Annotated in this window: 14 protein-coding genes and 1 pseudogene; 11 read left to right on the forward strand and 4 right to left on the reverse strand. The window is 72.8% G+C overall.

From position 1 onward, the window contains the following. Positions 1–72 precede the first annotated feature (72 nt). Genes mbhE through mnhG form a run of 7 tightly spaced genes read left to right on the forward strand, consistent with a single transcriptional unit; the run spans position 73 to position 5,946 of the window. Positions 73–2,412: a hydrogen gas-evolving membrane-bound hydrogenase subunit E gene (mbhE, locus tag DQ239_RS07860; protein WP_113834038.1), complete on the forward strand. Its 2,340-nt coding sequence runs from the start codon at positions 73–75 to the stop codon at positions 2,410–2,412. After that, positions 2,409–2,933, forward strand: coding sequence for an MnhB domain-containing protein (locus DQ239_RS07865; protein WP_113833866.1), 525 nt, complete (start codon positions 2,409–2,411; stop codon positions 2,931–2,933). The genes mbhE and DQ239_RS07865 overlap by 4 nt, the downstream gene beginning before the upstream one ends. Beyond that, a complete protein-coding gene (locus tag DQ239_RS07870; protein WP_113833867.1) occupies positions 2,930–3,313 on the forward strand; it encodes an NADH-quinone oxidoreductase subunit K in 384 nt (127 codons plus the stop codon). Before DQ239_RS07865 ends, DQ239_RS07870 begins: the two co-directional genes overlap by 4 nt. Continuing rightward, positions 3,310–4,845, forward strand: a complete 1,536-nt coding sequence (locus DQ239_RS07875; protein WP_233488903.1) for a Na+/H+ antiporter subunit D — start codon at positions 3,310–3,312, stop codon at positions 4,843–4,845. The genes DQ239_RS07870 and DQ239_RS07875 overlap by 4 nt, the downstream gene beginning before the upstream one ends. Then, positions 4,842–5,366: a Na+/H+ antiporter subunit E gene (locus DQ239_RS07880; RefSeq protein WP_113833868.1), complete on the forward strand. Its 525-nt coding sequence runs from the start codon at positions 4,842–4,844 to the stop codon at positions 5,364–5,366. Before DQ239_RS07875 ends, DQ239_RS07880 begins: the two co-directional genes overlap by 4 nt. Continuing rightward, positions 5,363–5,623, forward strand: a complete 261-nt coding sequence (locus DQ239_RS07885; RefSeq protein ID WP_113833869.1) for a monovalent cation/H+ antiporter complex subunit F — start codon at positions 5,363–5,365, stop codon at positions 5,621–5,623. Before DQ239_RS07880 ends, DQ239_RS07885 begins: the two co-directional genes overlap by 4 nt. After that, the gene (gene mnhG / locus DQ239_RS07890; protein WP_199582764.1) at positions 5,620–5,946 is read left to right on the forward strand and encodes a monovalent cation/H(+) antiporter subunit G; all 327 of its coding nucleotides are present in this window, start codon (positions 5,620–5,622) and stop codon (positions 5,944–5,946) included. Before DQ239_RS07885 ends, mnhG begins: the two co-directional genes overlap by 4 nt. Positions 5,947–5,949: 3 nt before the next feature. Here mnhG and DQ239_RS07895 read toward each other — a convergent pair whose 3' ends face one another. The 4 genes from DQ239_RS07895 to DQ239_RS07910 form a co-directional block, all read right to left on the reverse strand. Then, positions 5,950–6,465 carry an HPP family protein gene (locus DQ239_RS07895; protein ID WP_147252036.1) on the reverse strand — a complete coding sequence of 172 codons (516 nt, stop codon included), beginning with the start codon at positions 6,463–6,465 and terminating at the stop codon, positions 5,950–5,952. 58 nt (positions 6,466–6,523) lie between these two features. Further along, on the reverse strand, positions 6,524–6,985 hold the full coding sequence (locus DQ239_RS07900; RefSeq protein WP_113833871.1) for a hypothetical protein: 462 nt from the start codon (positions 6,983–6,985) through the stop codon (positions 6,524–6,526). Further along, positions 6,982–9,480: a nitrate reductase gene (locus DQ239_RS07905; protein ID WP_113833872.1), complete on the reverse strand. Its 2,499-nt coding sequence runs from the start codon at positions 9,478–9,480 to the stop codon at positions 6,982–6,984. Before DQ239_RS07905 ends, DQ239_RS07900 begins: the two co-directional genes overlap by 4 nt. A gap of 161 nt (positions 9,481–9,641) precedes the next feature. Beyond that, positions 9,642–11,120: an NAD(P)/FAD-dependent oxidoreductase gene (locus DQ239_RS07910; RefSeq protein ID WP_113833873.1), complete on the reverse strand. Its 1,479-nt coding sequence runs from the start codon at positions 11,118–11,120 to the stop codon at positions 9,642–9,644. A gap of 219 nt (positions 11,121–11,339) precedes the next feature. Between DQ239_RS07910 and ctaD the strand changes: the two genes are divergently transcribed. The 4 genes and pseudogenes from ctaD (at position 11,340) to nrfD (ending at position 18,448) form a co-directional block, all read left to right on the forward strand. Then, entirely contained in the window at positions 11,340–13,052 is a 1,713-nt protein-coding gene (gene ctaD / locus DQ239_RS07915) for a cytochrome c oxidase subunit I (RefSeq protein WP_113834040.1), read from the forward strand. Between the two features lie 19 nt (positions 13,053–13,071). Next, positions 13,072–16,389, forward strand: a pseudogene (gene fdh / locus DQ239_RS07925) (formate dehydrogenase). Beyond that, positions 16,386–17,408 carry a 4Fe-4S dicluster domain-containing protein gene (locus DQ239_RS07930; RefSeq protein WP_113833876.1) on the forward strand — a complete coding sequence of 341 codons (1,023 nt, stop codon included), beginning with the start codon at positions 16,386–16,388 and terminating at the stop codon, positions 17,406–17,408. Before fdh ends, DQ239_RS07930 begins: the two are co-directional and overlap by 4 nt. 110 nt (positions 17,409–17,518) lie before the next feature. After that, positions 17,519–18,448, forward strand: coding sequence for an NrfD/PsrC family molybdoenzyme membrane anchor subunit (gene nrfD / locus DQ239_RS07935; RefSeq protein ID WP_233488905.1), 930 nt, complete (start codon positions 17,519–17,521; stop codon positions 18,446–18,448). Positions 18,449–18,560: the final 112 nt, after the last annotated feature.

An 18,560-nucleotide genomic window follows, 5' to 3' on the forward strand; every position in this document is an offset into this window, starting at 1 on the left:
ACGCCACGATCTGGAGGAGGACCCGATGCGCCCGAGTGACCGGTGCCGCCGGATCGCGGCTCCCTGACGCTCGTGGCCGCTCTGCTCCTTGCACACCTCGTCCTCGCCGCGGCCGCCGCGGCGCTGACTCCGCGGGTGGGCTCACGGGCGCTGCTGGTCGGGGCGCTCGCCCCGGCCGCGTCCTTCGCCTGGCTCGTCGCCGCCGCGCCGGACGTCCTCGCTGGGCGCCCCCGCCGGTCCGACTGGACCTGGGCGGAGACCCTCGACCTCGAGGTGCCGCTGCGCCTGGACGGGCTCTCGCTGCTCCTGGGGCTCGTCGTCACCGGCGTCGGCACGCTGGTGCTCCTCTACGGCGTCCACTACTTCGCCGACCGGCGGCACGGGATGGTCCGGACCACCGCCGTCCTCGTCCTGTTCGCCGGCGCGATGCTCGCGCTGGTCCTGGCCGACAACGTGCTGGCCCTGTACGTGGCCTGGGAGCTCACGACGGTCTGCTCGTTCCTGCTGATCGGGGACGAGGGTCGCGACGGCGAGCACCGGTCGGCCGCGCTGCGCGCCCTGCTCGTGACCACCGGCGCGGGCTTCGCGCTCCTGCTGGGGCTGCTGCTCCTCGGGGACGCGGCGGGCACCTACCGCCTCTCGGAGATCGTGGCCGCGCCCCCGACCGGGGCGCAGGCCGCCACCGCCGTCGTCCTCGTGCTGGTCGGTGCGCTGGCCAAGTCCGCCCAGGTGCCGTTCCACCCCTGGCTCCCGGCGGCGATGGTCGCGCCGACCCCGGTCAGCGCCTACCTGCACGCCGCGGCCATGGTGAAGGCGGGCATCTACCTGGTCGCCCGGCTCGCCCCGGCCCTCGCCGAGGTGCTGCCGTGGCGACCGATCGTGCTGGCGGTCGGTGTGGCCACCATGCTCCTGGGCGGCTGGCGGGCGCTGGCCCAGACCGACCTGAAACGGCTGCTGGCCTACGGCACGATCGCCCAGCTCGGGTTCCTGCTGGTCCTGCTCGGTGCGGGGACCCGCACCGCGGCCCTGGCCGGCGCCGCGATGCTGCTCGCGCACGCAGCGTTCAAGGCGACCCTCTTCCTGGTCGTCGGCATCATCGACCACGAGGCCGGCACCCGGGACCTGCGTGAACTGACCGGCGTCGGCCGGCGCGCTCCCGGCCTCGCCGTGGTCGCCGGGCTGGCCTGCCTGTCGATGGCCGGGTTGCCGCCGACCATCGGCTACCTGGGCAAGGAGGCCGCCTTCGAGGCGTTCGTCGAGCCCGGGACCGGGCACGGCTGGGTGCTGGCGGGGATCGTCGCCGGTTCGGTGCTCACCGTGGCCTACACCCTCCGCTTCCTGTGGGGCGCCTTCGCCGACCGGCCTGGCGTCGAGCCGCGTCTGGAGCGCCGGCCGCCCCTGTCCTTCGTCGCGCCGGCGGCGGTGCTGGGCGCGGCCGGCGTCGTGCTCGGTCTCCTGCCGTCGGTGGTCGACGCGCTCGCCAGCGGGCACGCCGACGCCTATCCGGTGGAGCACAGCTACCACCTGGCGCTGTGGCACGGGTTCTCCCCGCCGCTGTTCCTGTCGCTGGTCACGCTGGTGGCCGGGGCGGCGCTGCACCTCGCGCGGGACCGTGTCGATGCCGCTCGGGGAGCGGTGCCGCCGGTGCCGTCCGCCGAGGGCGCGCAGGACGGGGTGGCGCGTGGCGTGCTCGCCGCGGCGGGAGGGCTCACCCGGAGCACCCAGGTCGGCTCGCTGCCGGGCTACCTGCTCGTCGTGCTGCTCGCGGTGTGCCTCGGCCCCGGGGGTGTGCTGCTGGTCCAGGTCGGGCTGCCGGAGCGGTATCGGGCCTGGGACACCCCGGCGCAGGCGCTGATCGGTGTCGCCGTCGTCATCGCGGTGGTCGGGGTGGTCCGGATCCACCGCCGGATCGTCGCCGTCCTCGTCCTGTCGGCGGTCGGCTACTCCGTCGCCTTGCTGTTCCTCCTGCACGGCGCCCCGGACCTCGCGCTGACCCAGGTGCTGGTCGAGACGGTCACCCTGCTGGTCTTCGTCCTGGTCATCCGGCGGATGCCGGCGGAGGTCCGGCATCCGCCGGAGGTGCTGCGCGGGGTGCGCGCCGTCGTCGCGCTCATGGTCGGGGCGCTGGCGACGCTGGCCACGCTGACCATCAGCGCCCGGCGCGTGCCGTCCCGTTCCACCGAGGGCTACTTCGCCGAGGCGCCGGCCGAGGGCGGCCCGAACGTCACCAACCTGATCATCAGCGAGTTCCGGGCGCTGGACACCCTGGGCGAGGTCACCGTGCTCGCGATCGCCTCGACCGGCGTCGCGAGCCTGGTGCTCGTCACGAGCCGGCTCCGTGGCACCCCGCGGGGCGGACACGACCGGCCGGGCCGCGCGGAACGGGAAGCGGAGAAGGAGGACGCGCGATGACCGACGCCCATCGGCGGCCGGCGGCCGCGCCCCGCGCGCGCCTGCTCCCCGCCGCCGACCGGCAGGACGCCGGAGAGCGATCCCTGCAGCTGGAGGTCCTCGCCCGGCTGGCCCACCCGAGCATCCTCGTGGTGGCGGTCTACCTGCTGGTCGTGGGCACCCACCACCCCGGCGGCGGCTTCGCCGCCGGCCTCGTCGCCGGGCTCGGCCTGGTGCTGCGCCGGCTCGCCGGCGGCCCCAAGGAGCTCACCGCGGCCACCCCGCTGCCTCCGGGACTGCTCCTGGGCATCGGGCTCCTGCTCGTGGCCGGCTACGCGGGCACGGGGGTCCTGGTCGCCGGGGAACTGCTGGCCGGAGCGGTCTGGAGCGTGGACGCGGGGTTCCTCGGGCACGTGGAGATCCCCTCGGCGCTGGTGTTCGAGCTCGGGGTCGCGCTGATCGTCGTCGGCCTCACGCTCGACGTCCTCCGCACGCTGGGGGTCGACGAGCCCTCCGAGGAAGACGCCGAGGAGACGACGTGAGCGCCGGCAACCTGACCCTGTCGTTGCTCGTCGGCGTCCTGTTCGCCGGTGGCAGCTACCTCCTGCTGCAACGCAGCCTCCTGCGCGTCGTCCTCGGCTTCGCCCTGTGGGGGCACGCGGCCAACCTGGTCCTGCTGGTCGCGGGCGGGCCGGCGGGGCACGCACCCGTCGCCGGGGAGACGACGCCGGAGGCGGCGGCGGACCCACTGCCGGAGGCCATGGCCGTCACGGCGGTCGTCATCACCCTCGCGGTCACCGCGCTCCTGCTAGCGCTGGCCGACCGGAGCGTGACGCTGCGCGGGGACGACGACGTGCCCGATGCCGTGGAGGACGCCCTCGCCGGTGGCGACGACCGGGGCTCGATGGAGGAGACCCGGTGAGCACCACCACGCTGCTGTCAGTCCCCGTGGTGCTGCCGCTGATCGGAGCGGCACTCTCCCTCGTTCTCAGCCCCCGCCCGGCGGTACAGCGGGTGCTCGGCCTGGCCGTGCTGACCGCCGTGCTGCTCGACGCCGTCTGGCTGCTCCTCCGCGTCGACGCAGCCGACCGGCTGGTCCTGCACGCCGGTGGTCACGCGCCACCGCTGGGCATCACCCTGGTCGCCGACCGCTTCTCGGCCCTGGCCCTGCTGGTCGCCGTGGTCGTGTGTCTGGCCGTCATGCTCTACGCGATCGGCCAGGGGAGCGCCGAGAAGCGCATCGAGAACGTCCCCTCGGTCTTCCACCCGACCTACCTGGTGCTGCTGGCGGGCATCGCGCTGGTGCTGCTCACCGGCGACCTGTTCACGCTCTTCGTCGGGTTCGAGGTCATGCTTATGGCCAGCTACGTGCTGACCACACTCGGACCCACGGTCGAGCGGGTGCGGGCCGGCATGATCTACGTCAGCACCAGCCTCACCGCGACGATCCTGCTGCTGACCACCATCGGGCTGGTCTACGCCCTCACCGGCACGGTCAACCTCGCCCAGCTCGCCGACGCCGTGCAGCAGCTGCCCGCCGGCCTGCGTGAGTTCCTCGGCCTGATCCTGCTCACCGTGCTGGGGATCAAGGCGGCGATGGTGCCCCTGCACTGGTGGCTGCCCGACAGCTACCCAGCCGCGCCCGCCCCCGTCACGGCGGTCTTCGCGGCGCTGCTGACCAAGGTCGCCGTCTACGCGATCGTCCGCACCCAGACGCTGCTGTTCCCCCGGGACGAGCCCTGGGTGCTGCTGCTCGTACTGGCCGCGGTCACGATGCTGGTCGGCGTGCTGGGCGCCCTCGTCCAGGACGACCTCAACCGCGTGCTGTCGTTCACCCTGGTCTCGCACATCGGGTTCATGCTCTTCGGCCTGGCGATGTCCTCGGTCGCCGGCCTCACCGGCACGATCCTCTACTTCGTCCACCACATCACGGTCCAGTCGGCGCTGTTCCTGGTGGCCGGCCTGGCCGAACGGCGACGGGCCAGCACCGCGCTGTCCGAGCTTGGTGGGCTCGCCCGGAGTGCGCCGGTGGTCGCCGTGCTGTTCCTCGTGCCGGCGTTGAGCATCGGCGGCATCCCGCCGCTGGCCGGGTTCATCGGCAAGCTCGGCCTGCTCCAGGCGGCGGTCGGTGGCGCCTCGGCAGGAGTGCTGGTGGTCGCGGCCGTCGCGCTGGTGACCAGCCTGCTCACCCTCGCGGCGATGGGCCGGGTCTGGCTCATGGCGTTCTGGGGCGAGTCGCCCCGGGAGGAGCCCGACGGCGGGTCGGGGACGACGACGGCCACCCGGCGCGCCTCGGGACTCATGACCACCGCCGCTGCCCTGGCCGTCACGGCGGGTGTGGCCCTCGCCGCGGCCGCTGGTCCGCTGTCGGCCTACGCCGGCCGGGCTGCGGACGACCTCGTCGACCGCGAGGGGTACCGGGCCGCCGTCCTGGGGGAGGGAGCGGCGCCATGACCGACCGGATCGCGCTGACCGTCTGGCTGTTCGTGGTGTGGGTGCTGCTGTGGGGCGTGCTGACACCGGCGGTGCTGCTGTCCGGCCTCGTCGTCGCGCCACTGTGCCTGGCGCTCTGCCGGCTCCCCGCCGTCCGGCTGACGTCCCGTCCCCGGCTCGGCCCCTCCCTGCGAGCACTGGGGCGTTTCGCGGTCGAGGTCGTGACCACATCGGCGCAGGTCGCGTGGACGGTGGTACGCCGTGGCCCGGCCACCCGCTCGGCCATCATCGAGCTGAAGCTGCCCGCGTCCACCGACCCGCATCCGGACCTGCTGGTCTCGACGGTGGCCAACCGCCTGTCCCTGGTGCCGGGCACGCTCGTGGTCGACATCGACCGCCCCTCGGACACCTTGTACGTCTACGTCTTCGACGTCCGCTCGGAGCAGGACCTCACGGTGGCTCGCCTGGCGGCCGCCCGTGCGGTGGACGACGTGCTGGCGGCGGTCGGGCACCAGAGCGCCGACCGGGAGGAGAGCCGGTGACCGCGGTGCTGTTCGTCACCGGGGGGCTGCTGCTGGTCGCGGCGCTCCTGACCCTGTTCCGATTGCTGCGCGGACCCTCGGTCTACGACCGGCTGGTCGCACTGGACCTGTTCGTCGTCATCCTCCTCGGCGGCATCCTGGTCGAAGCGCTCGGGCGGAGAGAGCCGGCCAACGTCGTCCTGCTGGTCGTGGTGGCCCTGGTCGGCTTCCTCAGCACCGTGTCGGTGCTCCGCTTCGACGTGGAGGACCCCCGGTGACCGCCACGGAGATCGTCGCGTCGGTCCTGCTCGTGAGCGGGGGACTGCTCGCCGTCCTGGCCGCAGTGGGGCTGGTCCGCCTGCCGGATGTCGCGGCACGGCTGCAGGCGGCCACGAAGGTGCAGGTCCTCGGTCTGGTGCTGCTGACGGCGGGGACGGCGGTGCTGGTGCCGGCCGCCGAGGCGTTGAAGCTGGGCCTGGTCGTCCTCTTCCAGCTGGCCACCGCGCCCGTCCTCGCCCAGCTGGTCGGACGCGCCGCGCACCGGGCGGGGGTCGGCGAACCCCTCGCGCGGGACGCCCTCCGTGATCGGGAGGAACGGTGAGCGTCAGGGCCGCTGACGAGGTCCCTGTTCAACGGGCTCACCCTGGTTGCGGACACCCCGTAGCCGGTTGACCGCCGACGCCCCCGCCGTCACGAGCACGACCGCGAGGAGGATGACCCCCAGCTCACCGGGTTTGTTGAGCAGGCCGAGCCCCACGATGAGCGTGGTCGCCCCCGCCGGCGGGTGCGGCATGTCGATGGCCTGGAGCACGAACGACGTCAGCCCCAGCGCCAGTGCCGCGGCGAGCACGAACTGCCAGTTGACACCGGTGCGGATCACCGGCGGCGCGCCGGTCAACCCGGTGACGACGAGAGCGAGGTAGCCGGCGGCCACGCCGACGGCGTGCCCGACGATCACGTTGCGGGGCCGGGCCGCCGGTTGCCGTGGCGTCTCGGTCATCACCATGAGGGTGGGTCCGAGGCTGGGGAACAGCCACGGCTGGTGGAGCACGAGGCCGACCACCCCCGCGCAGGCGAGGACGATCGCCGACACCAGGCCCGCGTAGGTCCCGGTCCGCACGCCCGCTCGGTTGATCACCGACTGCACCCGGGGCGCAGCGGTCCTGGGGACGAAGGGATCATCGGGCGAGGACCAGCGTCTGGGGTGCGGCCTGCTTGGACCGGGTCCGCAGCCATCCCTGCTGGATGCTCGCCTCGCGCGCGCACCGCTGGCTGACGGCCAGCATGTCCCGGTCGTGCAGGGCAGCGCCGGCCTGCTGCAGCAGGTCCCAGGTCAGCTCGGCGAAAGCGGCCTGTACGTAGAGGTCCTGCAGATCGCGGAGCAGCCCGAGGGGGCCGGGGCGGGCCTCGCTGAGCACCCGCGTGCCCAGCCGGTCGGCGGCTCCGCCGGTGTCGGTGGATCCGTAGCGCTCCCGGAGCGGCGCCAGCGCTACCCGCCGTCCCTCGCACTGCGCGGCGAGGTTGTGGCAGATGTCGTGGATGTCGGGCTCCTCGGCGTGGCCCTCGGCCGCGGTGCGGAAGCCGGTCGCGAGGTCCTGCTCGGCCTGGTCGAGGAGTGTCAGCACGGCGGTCAGGTTCACGACAGCTCCTCGCTCGCGGCCTTGGGGGGCTCCACCGGCGCGATGTCCTCGCGGACGACGACCCCGCCGCGTCCCCTCGTCGGGGGCACCGCGGCAGGGTCCACGGGTGCCGAGGCAGTCGTGGTCGGCGCCGGCGCCGGCCCGTCGCCGGAGCCGAGGCGCTCGACGCGGACCGCCGCGAACTTGAACAGCGGCTGTTTGGACACCGGATCCCACTGGGTCCTGGTGAGCTCGTTCGCGGCCGTGGGCTCGTCGGAGGACGGTGGCTGGTCCGCGTCCGGCCCCCGGGCTCCGTAGTGGAACGGTGCGAAGACCACGCCGGGACGCCCGCCGGCGATCCGGGCGGCGGCGACGATGTGCCCACGCCGGCTGACCACCCGCACCCGGTCGCCCTCCGAGACGCCCAGGGAGTGCGCGTCCTCGGCGGCGAGCTCGATCCACATGGTCGGCGCGGCGGCCTGCAGCTGCGGTGCCCGACCGGTGCGGGTCCGCGTGTGGAACTGGTACACCGTGCGGCCGGTCGTGTACCGCAACGGGTACTCGTCGTCGGGTTCCTCGGGAGAAGGGACGTAGTCGGCGCCCTTGAGCAACGCACGGCCGTCCGGCGCCAGAGCGGCGTAGTCGGCGGCGCTGACGGCGGCACCGGTGAGCAGGTCGTGGCCGTAGGTCTCGGCCGCCTCCGAGGCGGTCGGGAACACGCCGTCCGAGTACAGGCGCACCGTCCCGTCGGGCGCCTCGTCGTTGCACGGCCACGGGACCCCGCTGCCGCCGCGGAGCTGGTCGTAGCTCAGCCCGGTGTAGTCGCACAGCCGTCCGCGGGTGCAGTCCCGCCAGGCGTCGAAAGCCTCCTCGGGGGTGCTCCACGGGGGCAGCGGACGGCCGGAGCGGTCGCGGAAGTCCATGCGCCGGGCATAGTCGAGGAAGATGTCGAGGTCGCTGCGAGCCTCCCCGGGCGGGTCGACGGCCTTCTCGGACAGGTGCACGGTCCGGTTGACGTTGGTGAACGTCCCCTGCTTCTCGCCCCACCCAGCGGCGGGGAGGACGACGTCGGCGAACTCCGTCGTCTCGTTCTCGTACAGGTCCTGGACGACGACGAACAGCTCGTCGGAGGCCAGGATGCGCCGGATGCGCCCGCTGTCGGGCATCGAGACCGCCGGGTTGGTGGCGCTGATCCACAGCAGGCCGATGGATCCCTGCTCGGCGTACCGGAAGATCTGCATCGCGTGTGTCGGGGGAGACCAGCTCGGGATCTTCAGCGGGTCGACGTCCCACAGCCGGGCCAGTTCCGCGATGTGGCGGGGGTTGTCCCAGTTGCGGAACGCGGGCATGTCCCCGTCCGCGCCGCACTCGCGGGTGTTCTGCGCCGTCGGCTGCCCGTTCATCTGCAGGATCCCGCCACCGGGCTTCCCGATCATGCCGCGCAGCAGGTGCAGGTTGTTCACCCCGCAGGCCGCGGCGGTCGCCTGGTGGGACTGATAGAAGCCCTCGAGCACCGTGGACAGCACCCGGTCCGAGGTCCCGAAGATCTCCGCGGCGCGCCGGACGTCGTCGGCGGGGACGTCGCACACCTCGGCGGTCCGCTCGGGCGTCCACGGCTCGACCGTGGCGACGAGATCCTCGAGACCGCAGGTGTGCGCTGCGACGTAGTCCTCGTCGACCCAGCCACGGTGCACGATCTCGCGCAGGATGCCGTTGACCAGCGCCTGGTTGGTGCCGTTGCGGAGGGCCAGGTGGACGTCGGCCTCGCGGGCCACGGCGGTGCGGCGCGGGTCGACGCACACGAGCGCCGGGCGGTCGGGGCCGTGCAGCCGGTCGAGGACGCGCATCCACAGCACCGTCTGCGTCTCGGCCATGTTGTGGCCCCACAGGAACATCGCCTCGCACCAGTCGATGTCCTCGTAGCTGCCCGGCTGGCCGTCGGAGCCGAAGCTCTCCTTCATCGCGGCGGCCGACGTCGCCGTGCAGAGCCGGGTGTTGCCGTCCATGTGCGGCGTCCCGATGCCGGCCTTCCCGATGACCGCGAGGGTGTAGTACTCCTCGAGGAAGAGCTGGCCGCTGGTGTAGAAGCCGTGTGACAGGGGCCCGCGCTCCTCCAGCAGTGTCCGGCTGCGGTCGACGATCCGGGTCATCGCCGTGCCCCAGTCGGTCTCGACCAGGGTGCCGCCCTCGCGGATCAGGGGTCGCGTCAGCCGGTCGCCGCGGTTCTGGCGCCGGCGCCCCATGCCCTGCCAGCTGCCGAACAACCCCTTCGGGCCCAGCCGGCCGTGGTTCACCGTGTCCACCGCGCGGCCGCGGACGCCGACCATCCGTCCGTCGGCCACAGCGATGTCACAGCCGCAGCCGTTGCTGCACAGGGTGCAGGCCGACTGGACCCACTTCTCCACGTCCCCTTCGGAGACCCCCTCGGCGAGGGCAGTGTCCACCCGCACCGGCCACCGCGTGCCTTTGGCGTGCGGGGTCCGCGTCCCCCAGATGTCGGCGATCCTGTCGACCATGTGATCTCCGTTCGTCAGCGGCGCCGTGCGCTCCGCGTGTGCCCGACCCCGGGCGACCGGGCTGGTTCCGGAGTGGGCGTTCCGGCTCGTCGTCCGCGCCGGTACCCGTGCGGGCCGGGCGGAATCGGTATGCCAGCGCCAGTAGGTGAGCGGTCTCGTCGCTACGCGTTCGTCGGTGCCGTTCGCGGCAGCGGCGGCATCTCCCGGATACCGAAGACGTCCTGCAGCGCGACCCGTGCGGCGTTGTCGCCGCACATGCCGTGCACCGCCGGGCCGGGCGGAGTGGACGAGGAGGCCAGATACCGGCCGGGGATCGGCGTCCGGTAGGTGTTCCAGCGGGGCACGGGACGGGCCAGCATCTGCCGCAGCGTGGCCATGCCGCCGGAGATCTCGCCACCGACGAGGCTCGGGTTGTGCGCCTGCATCTGCGGGGCGGTGAAGGCGTGCCGCTCGAGGATCGTGTCGCGGAAGCCGGGGGCGAACCGCTCGATCTGGGCCTCGATCGCCTCGGTCATGTCGACGTCCGAGCCGTTCGGCACGTGCACGTAGCCCCAGAGGGTGTGCTGCCCGGCCGGTGCGCGGGTCGGGTCGTGCACCGTCGGCTGGACGGCGAGCACGAACGGCCGCTCCGCGATCCGACCGGCGCCGGGCGCCGCCTCGGCTTCGACCATCTCGTCCAGCGTGCCGCCCACGTGCACCGTGCCCGCCCGCCGGACCTCGGGATGGGCCCAGGGCACGGGATCGGTCAGCAACCAGTCGATCTTGAAGACGCCCGGGACGTGCCGGTAGCGGGCGACCGCCCGGCGGTAGGAGTCCGGCAGGCGGTCGCCGGCCATCCGGACGAAGGCCCGGGGAACGACGTCGAGCAGAACGGCCGGGACGCCGTCGAACTCCCGCAGATCGGTCACCTCGTGGCCGGTGACGACCTCGCCCCCCTGCTCCTCGAGTGCGGCCACCATCGCGTCGGCCAGACGCTGCGACCCACCCTCGACGAGCGGCCAGCCGACGTGGTGGGCGAGCGTGCCCTGCAGCAGCCCGAGTCCGCCCGTGATCGCCCGACTCAGCGGAAGCATCCCGTGCAAAGCAGCCCCGGCCAGCAGTGCCCGGGCTTCGTCGGTGCGGAACCACGTGCGGGTCAGCCGCCGGACGTCGGGCAGCCCGTTGAGGCCGAACCAGGCCAGTCCGGGGATGCCTCGGGTGGGGAGTCGCCGGAAGGAGCTCGCCAGGAAGTAGTCGACGACGTCCTGCGCCTGGTGCAGCACCGGCCCCACCAGGCGGCGATAGGCGACCGCATCGGCGTCCATCCCGGCTGCGGTGTCCTCCATCGATCGCCGCGCGATCGCCGCGCGGCCGGCGTCGAGCGGGTGCGCGTAGGGGATCTCCGGGTTCACGAGCCGGACGCCGCGGGAGGCGAGGTCGAACTCGCGGAAGAAGGGGGCGGCGGCGGCCAGCGGGTGTGCCGAGGCGCAGACGTCGTGGACGACGCCGGGGCGGGTGAGTTCCGCCGACTGCAGTCCGCCGCCGGCCACCGGGTTGCGCTCGACCACGCGCACCCGCAGCCCGGCCGCGGCGAGCCGCAGCGCCGCGGCCAGCCCGTTCGGCCCGGCTCCGACGACGACGGCGTCCGGTTGCCCGTTCATGGGGGTTGATGGTGCGGGCCGGGGGTGCGGACGGCGAGGCGGGACCGGCCGGTGGACGCCCGGTCGCCTGCACCGTGCGCTCTCCGTAGGGTGGTGGGCGCAGACCGGCGCCCAGCAACGGCGTCCCGTGCGGCGCGTCCCCCCGGGGGTGCGGCTGGTGCACCTCCGGGGAGTCCCGTGACCCTGACGCCCGAGCGGATCGTCCTCCGCGCGCGCGGCATGGAGAGACCCCGCAAGGGCGGGCGGTTCGCCGATGCGCTGCGGACCACCGACCACAAGCGGATCGGGCAGCTCTACCTGGGGACCAGCTTCGCGTTCTTCCTCGTCGCCGGCTTCATGGCGATGCTCATGCGGGGGGAGCTGGCCCAGCCGGGTCTGCAGTACCTGTCGCCCGAGCAGTACAACCAGCTGGTCACCATGCACGGCACGGTGATGCTGCTGCTGTTCGCCACTCCTCTGGCGTTCGGCTTCGCCAACCTCGTGCTGCCCCTGCAGATCGGCGCACCGGACGTCGCCTTCCCGCGGTTGAACGCGTTCAGCTACTGGTTGTTCCTGTTCGGCGGCCTGATCACCATGTCGGGCTTCCTCATGCCCAGCGGGGCCGCGGACTTCGGCTGGTACGCCTACACCCCGCTGTCGACCGCGGTGCACTCGCCGGGCGCCGGTGGCGACGTGTGGGCCATGGGGCTGGTGGTGTCGGGTCTGGGAACGATCCTGGCCGCGGTCAACATGATCACGACCGTCGTCACGCTCCGGGCCCCGGGCATGACCCTGTTCCGGATGCCGATCTTCACCTGGAACATGTTCTTCACCAGCATCCTGGTGCTGTTCGCCTTCCCGATCCTCACCGCGGCGCTGCTGGCGCTGGAGGCCGATCGGCACCTCGGTGCGCAGATCTACAGCACCGCCAACGGCGGTCCGATGCTGTGGCAGCACCTCTTCTGGTTCTTCGGCCACCCCGAGGTGTACATCGTCGCGCTGCCGTTCTTCGGCATCATCACCGAGGTCATCCCGGTCTTCGCGCGCAAGCCGGTCTTCGGCTACAAGGGGCTCGTCTTCGCGACCGCGGCGATCACGGTGCTCTCGGTGGCCGTATGGGCGCACCACATGTTCGCCACCGGCGCGGTGCTGCTGCCCTTCTTCAGCTTCACCTCGTACCTGATCGCCGTGCCGACGGGCGTGAAGTTCTTCAACTGGATCGGCACCATGTGGCGCGGGCAGCTGACGTTCGAGACCCCGATGCTCTGGTCGATGGGCTTCCTCGTCACGTTCCTCCTCGGCGGCCTGACCGGCGTCCTGCTCGCCTCGCCGCCGCTGGACTTCCACCTCAACGACAGCTACTTCGTGGTCGCCCACTTCCACTACGTGCTGTTTGGCACCATCGTCTTCGCCGCCTTCGCCGGGGTGTACTTCTGGTTCCCGAAGATGACCGGCCGGCTGATGGACGAGCCGCTGGGCAAACTGCACTTCTGGCTGACGATGATCGGCTTCCACACCACGTTCCTCGTGCACCACTGGCTGGGCAACGAGGGGATGCCCCGGCGCTACGCGGACTTCCAGCCCGGTGACGGGTTCACCACGCTGCACACGATCTCGACCGTGGGGTCGTTCGTGCTGGGCGCGGCGACCATCCCGTTCCTCTACAACCTCGTGCGCTCCTGGAAGCACGGGCACCTGGCCCTGCGGGACGACCCCTGGGGCCACGGCAACTCCCTGGAGTGGGCCACCTCGTCGCCACCGCCCCGGCACAACTTCCGGGAGATCCCGCGCATCCGGTCCAACCGGCCGGCGTTCGACGCGCACTACCCCCACCTGCAGGAGAGGCTGCACGAGGAGGCCTACTCGACGGCGATCGGCAAGCGGCACCAGCAGTCGCTGGCGGAGAAGGCCTCGGGGGACAAGCAGACCGCCCACGACCCCGATCCCGGCTGAGCCCGGCGGAGGAGGACACGTGAAGACCTGGCTCGACGCCTGGCCGGTGATCCGGCAGCTGCGCGGCGACGACCCCACCGGCAGGGGAGCCGCGGCGCGCAGCCGCGGCACCGACGAGCTGACCCCCCGGACGGCCACGGCCGACCGGGTGGTGCAGAGCATCTGCCCCTACTGCGCCGTGGGCTGCGGTCAGCGCGTCTTCGTCGAGGACGGGCAGGTCACCCAGATCGAGGGCGACCCCGACTCGCCGATCAGCCGCGGTCGGCTGTGTCCCAAGGGCGCGGCCAGCAAGCAGCTGGTGACCAGCCCTTCGCGGGTGACGACGGTCCGCTACCGCCGTCCGTACGGGGCGGAGTGGGAGGACCTCGACCTCGACACGGCGATGGAGATGATCACCGACCGGGTGCTGGACGCCCGCCGCAAGGGCTGGCAGGACGAGGTCGACGGCAAGCGCGTCAACCGGACGATGGGCATCGCGAGCCTCGGAGGAGCGACCCTCGACAACGAGGAGAACTACCTCATGAAGAAGCTCTACACGGCCATGGGCGCGGTCCAGGTCGAGAACCAGGCGCGCATATAGCACTCCTCCACGGTGCCCGGTCTGGGTACCTCGTTCGGTCGTGGCGGTGCCACGATGTTCCAGCAGGACCTGGCGAACTCCGACTGCATCGTCATCGAGGGTTCGAACATGGCCGAGGCCCATCCCGTCGGCTTCCAGTGGGTCATGGAGGCCAAGGCGCGCGGCGCGACGATCGTCCACGTCGACCCGCGGTTCACCCGCACCAGCGCTCTGGCCGACGTCCACGCGCAGTTGCGGGCCGGCACCGACATCGCCTTCCTCGGCGGGCTGATCCGGTACGTGCTGGACAACGACCTCTACTTCCGCGACTACGTAGTGGCCTACACCAACGCCGCGGCGATCCTGCGCGAGGACTTCGCCGACACCGAGGACCTCGACGGCGTCTTCTCCGGCTGGGACCCGGAGACGCGGGAGTACGACGAGACGAGCTGGCAGTACGAGGGCGCGGAGATGAGCGCCGCCGCCGGGCAGCGCCTGGCGCCCCAGCCGGGTGCCTCCGGCAGCCCAGGCGGTCCGGCCGACTCCGGCGGGTCGGACGAGAACGCCCGCCCGCACAGCGGGGAGGACCACGAGGTCAGCCGGTCGGAGGAGGCCGGCAGCGGCGGGACGACGATCGGCGGCAAGCCGGAGCGCGACGAGACCCTGCAGCACCCGCGCTGCGTGTTCCAGGTGCTGAAGCGGCACTACGCCCGCTACACGCCGGAGATGGTGCACGAGGTTTGCGGGGTCGAGCCGGAGACCTTCCTCCGGGTGGCCGAGGCGCTGACGGCCAACTCCGGCCGGGAACGGACCAGCGCCTTCGTCTACTCCGTCGGATGGACGCACCACACGGTGGGCGTGCAGTACATCCGCACCGCCTCGATCCTCCAGGCGCTGCTGGGCAACATGGGTCGGCCCGGCGGCGGGATCCTCGCGTTGCGTGGCCACGCGTCGATCCAGGGCTCGACGGACATCCCGACGCTGTTCAATATCCTCCCGGGCTACATCCCGATGCCGCATGCGCGCCAGCACGGGTCGCTCGAGGAGTTCGTCGGCGAGGCCGCGGGGTCTGTCGGCTTCTGGGGCAACATCCGCGCCTACACGGTGAGCCTGCTCAAGGCCTGGTGGGGCGACGCCGCCCAGCCGGAGAACGACTTCGCCTTCGGCTATCTCCCGCGGCTGACCGGCGACCACAGCTCGTACCAGACGATGGCCGAGCAGATCCAGGGCAACGTGCCGGGCTACTTCCTCGTCGGGGAGAACCCGACGGTGGGCCACGCCAACGCGAAGATGGCGCGACTCGGTCTGGCGAACCTGGAGTGGCTGGTCGTCCGGGACCTGCAGATGATCGAGTCGGCCACCTTCTGGCAGAACGGCCCGGAGCTGGAGACCGGCGAGCTGGTCACCGAGGAGATCCCCACCGAAATCTTCTTCATGCCGGCGGCCACGCACGTGGAGAAGGAGGGCACCTTCACCAACACCCAGCGACTGCTGCAGTGGCGGCACAAGGCGGTCGAGCCGCCGGGCGACTGCCGCAGCGACCTGTGGTTCTACTTCCACCTGGGCCGCCGGATCCGGGAGAAGCTCGCCGGGTCCACCGACCCGCGGGACCGGCCACTGCTCGACCTCACCTGGGACTACCCGACCTCGGGCCAGCACGACGAGCCCAGCGCCGACGCCGTCCTGCGCGAGATCAGCGGAACGGGACCCGACGACCGCGCGGTGTCCGGCTACACCGCGCTGAGGGACGACGGCAGCACCCGCTGCGGTTGCTGGATCTACTCCGGCGTCTACGCCGACGAGGTCAACCAGGCGGCCCGCCGGAAGCCCGGGCAGGAGCAGGACTGGGTCGCCGCGGAGTGGGGCTGGGCCTGGCCGATGAACCGCCGGACCCTCTACAACCGTGCCTCCGCCGACCCTGCGGGCCGGCCGTGGAGCGAGCGGAAGAAGTACGTGTACTGGGACGCCGACGCCGGCCGCTGGAGCGGACCGGACGTCGCCGACTTCGAGTCGACCAAGCCACCGGACTACGTTCCGCCGGAGGGCGCGCAGGCCGAGGACGGCATCGGTGGGGCCGACCCATTCATCATGCAGAACGACGGCAAGGCCTGGCTGTTCGTCCCCTCGGGGCTGGCCGACGGGCCGATGCCTACGCACTACGAGCCGGCGGAGTCGCCGGTGCCCAACGCGTTGTACGGGCAGCACGCCAATCCGGCGCGGCACGAGGTGCAGGGGGCGTGGAACCGGGGCAACCCGGCGCAGAGCGACGTCTTCCCGTTCGTCGTCACCACCTACCGGCTGACCGAGCACCACACCGCTGGCGGGATGAGCCGCACCCTGCCCTACCTCTCCGAGCTCCAGCCCGAGGCGTTCTGCGAGGTCAGCCCGCAGCTCGCGGAGGAGCGGGGCCTCGAGCACATGGGCTGGGCGACACTGGTCAGCGCCCGCAACGCCATCGAGGTGAAGGTGCTGGTCACCGAGCGGATGCGGCCGCTGCGGATCGCCGGCCGCGAGGTGCACCAGATCGGCCTGCCGTACCACTGGGGGCCCAACGGCCTGGTGACCGGCGATCCGGCCAACGAGCTGCTGGGTGCGGTGTTCGACCCGAACGTGCACATCCAGGAGTCGAAGGTCGGCACCTGCGACATCCGTCCCGGCCGCCGCCCGCGCGGTCCGGCCCTCGTCGACTACGTCGAGGAGTACCGGCGGCGCGCCGGCGCCGGGAGCGGGCTGCTCGGCCCGAACGGCCGGGCGCCGATCGAGGGGAGGAATACGTGACCAGCATCAGTTCCGTCGGGCGTGCGCTGGCCGGGGACGACCCCGAGCACACCCTGTACGGGCCGGTCCCCGATGTGGCCGGGGAGCGCGGGTACACCGACTCCCCGCCGCGGGTCGGCTTCTTCACCGACACGTCGATCTGCATCGGCTGCAAGGCCTGCGAGGTCGCCTGCAAGGAGTGGAACACCCTCCCGATGGACGACGCGCACGGCCAGGTCGACGCGCTCGGGCTGACCGGGGAGTCCTACGACAACACGGGGATACTCGGGGCGAACAGCTGGCGGCACGTGGCCTTCGTCGAGCAGAGCCGGACGGTCGACCTGCCAATGCCCACCCTCGGCCTGCCGGGTGCCCGGCCGCTCGATGACCACCCGACCGTGCACGGAGGCGTGCCCGCGGCGACGACGGCGGTCGAGCAGACCGACCCGCAGCAGACCGCCTCCGGAGACCGGGAGATCCGCTGGCTGATGAGCTCGGACGTGTGCAAGCACTGCACGCACGCCGGGTGCCTGGACGTGTGCCCCACCGGCTCGCTGTTCCGTACCGAGTTCGGCACCGTCGTCGTGCAGGAGGACATCTGCAACGGCTGCGGGTACTGCGTCCCGGCCTGTCCGTACGGGGTCATCGACCAGCGGCAGGACGACGGCCGCGTCTTCAAGTGCACCCTCTGCTACGACCGCACCATCGACGGGCTGCAGCCAGCCTGCGCCACGGCCTGCCCCACCCAGTCCATCCAGTTCGGCGACCTCGACGACCTGCGTGCCCGCGCCGACGCCCGGCTCGCCGCGCTGCAGGAGCGCGGCGTGGAGGGCGTGCGGCTCTACGGGCGGGACGAGGACGACGGCGTCGGGGGAGCGGGGGCGTTCTTCCTGCTGCTCGACGAGCCGGAGGTCTACGGCCTGCCGCCGGACCCGGTCGTCACCACGCGGGACCTCCCGGCGATGTGGCGGCACGCGGCGGCCGCGGCGCTCGGGCTGGTGGGTCTGATCGGCTCGGCCTTCCTGCGGCGGCGGCCGTGACGGGGTCCGATCGTGATCCCGGTGCGGGCTGGCGGCGGGCGGACGGTGCGCCGGCGCAGGGGCGCGAGCGGCGCAGGCGGCGTGGTCGTGGCCGCGGGCGGGACTTCTCGATGGTGGAGGAGGCCGAGTTCACCTCCTACTACGGGCGGCCGGTGGTCAAGGCCCCGGTGTGGAAGCAGCCCGACGTCCCGCTGTACCTGTTCCTCGGCGGGGCGGCGGGTGCGTCGTCGCTGATCGGGACGCTCGCCGACGTCACGCGCCGGCCGGGCCTGTCGACGGTGGGCCACCGGGTCGCGGCCGCCGGTGCCCTGACGTCGGTGGGGTTCCTCATCCACGACCTGGGCCGGCCCGCACGCTTCCTGCACATGCTGCGCGTGTTCAAACCGACGTCGCCGCTCTCGGTGGGCTCGTGGATCCTCGCCCCGTTCAGCGCGCTCGCGACGGCGACCGCCGGCGCCGAGGTCCTCGGGTGGCTGGCCCGGCTGCGCCGGGTGTCCGGCGCCCTCGCCGCGGTCCTCGGCGGGCCCTTGACCACGTACACCGCGGTCCTGCTCGCGAACACCTCCACGCCGTCCTGGCACGAGGTGCACGTCGAGCTGCCCTACGTCTTCGCCGGGTCGGCCGCCGCCGCCGGCGGTGGGATCTGCCTGGCCCTGGCGCCGCCGGCCGAGGCCGGCCCGGCGCGGACCGTGGCGGCGGTGGGGGCGGCCGTGGAGCTCGGCCTGATGCACCGCGTCGAGCATGGGCACGGGCTGCTCAGCGAGCCCTACCGGCAGGGCCGCGCCGGCACGCTGCTGCGGCTCGCGCGGGCCTGCACCGCGGCGGGCGGGCTCCTGGCGCCGCTGTCCGGGCGGAACCGCGCGCTCGCCGCCGCGAGCGGCACCCTGCTCGCCGCCGGGTCGGCGCTCACCCGGTTCGGGATCTTCGACGCCGGCGTGGCCAGCGCGAAGGACCCGCGCTACACCGTCGAGCCGCAGCGCGAGCGCATCCGTGCCCGTGAGGCGGCCGCCGCGCTGGACGCCGGGCGCACCGGTGCCTGAGCCGGTGCCCGCAGGAGCGGTCCGGGTTCTGGCTACGGTCGGTGCCGCGTGGGGCCTGGCGCTCCTGACCCGGCCACGGTCGGTCGTACGGGCCGTGTGCCCCGAGCTGCCA

The organism is Blastococcus sp. TF02-09, from assembly GCF_003319105.1.
In the GTDB taxonomy this organism is placed as follows: Bacteria; Actinomycetota; Actinomycetes; order Mycobacteriales; family Geodermatophilaceae; genus Blastococcus.

Bases quoted from the DNA above. Each gene is read 5' to 3' on its own strand.
- DQ239_RS07865 (WP_113833866.1), top strand. From the start codon at position 2,409: ATGACCGACGCCCATCGGCGGCCGGCGGCCGCGCCCCGCGCGCGCCTG.
- DQ239_RS07880 (WP_113833868.1), top strand. From the start codon at position 4,842: ATGACCGACCGGATCGCGCTGACCGTCTGGCTGTTCGTGGTGTGGGTG.
- DQ239_RS07905 (WP_113833872.1), bottom strand. From the start codon at position 9,480: ATGGTCGACAGGATCGCCGACATCTGGGGGACGCGGACCCCGCACGCC.
- DQ239_RS07910 (WP_113833873.1), bottom strand. From the start codon at position 11,120: ATGAACGGGCAACCGGACGCCGTCGTCGTCGGAGCCGGGCCGAACGGG.
- ctaD (WP_113834040.1), top strand. From the start codon at position 11,340: ATGGAGAGACCCCGCAAGGGCGGGCGGTTCGCCGATGCGCTGCGGACC.
- nrfD (WP_233488905.1), top strand. From the start codon at position 17,519: ATGGTGGAGGAGGCCGAGTTCACCTCCTACTACGGGCGGCCGGTGGTC.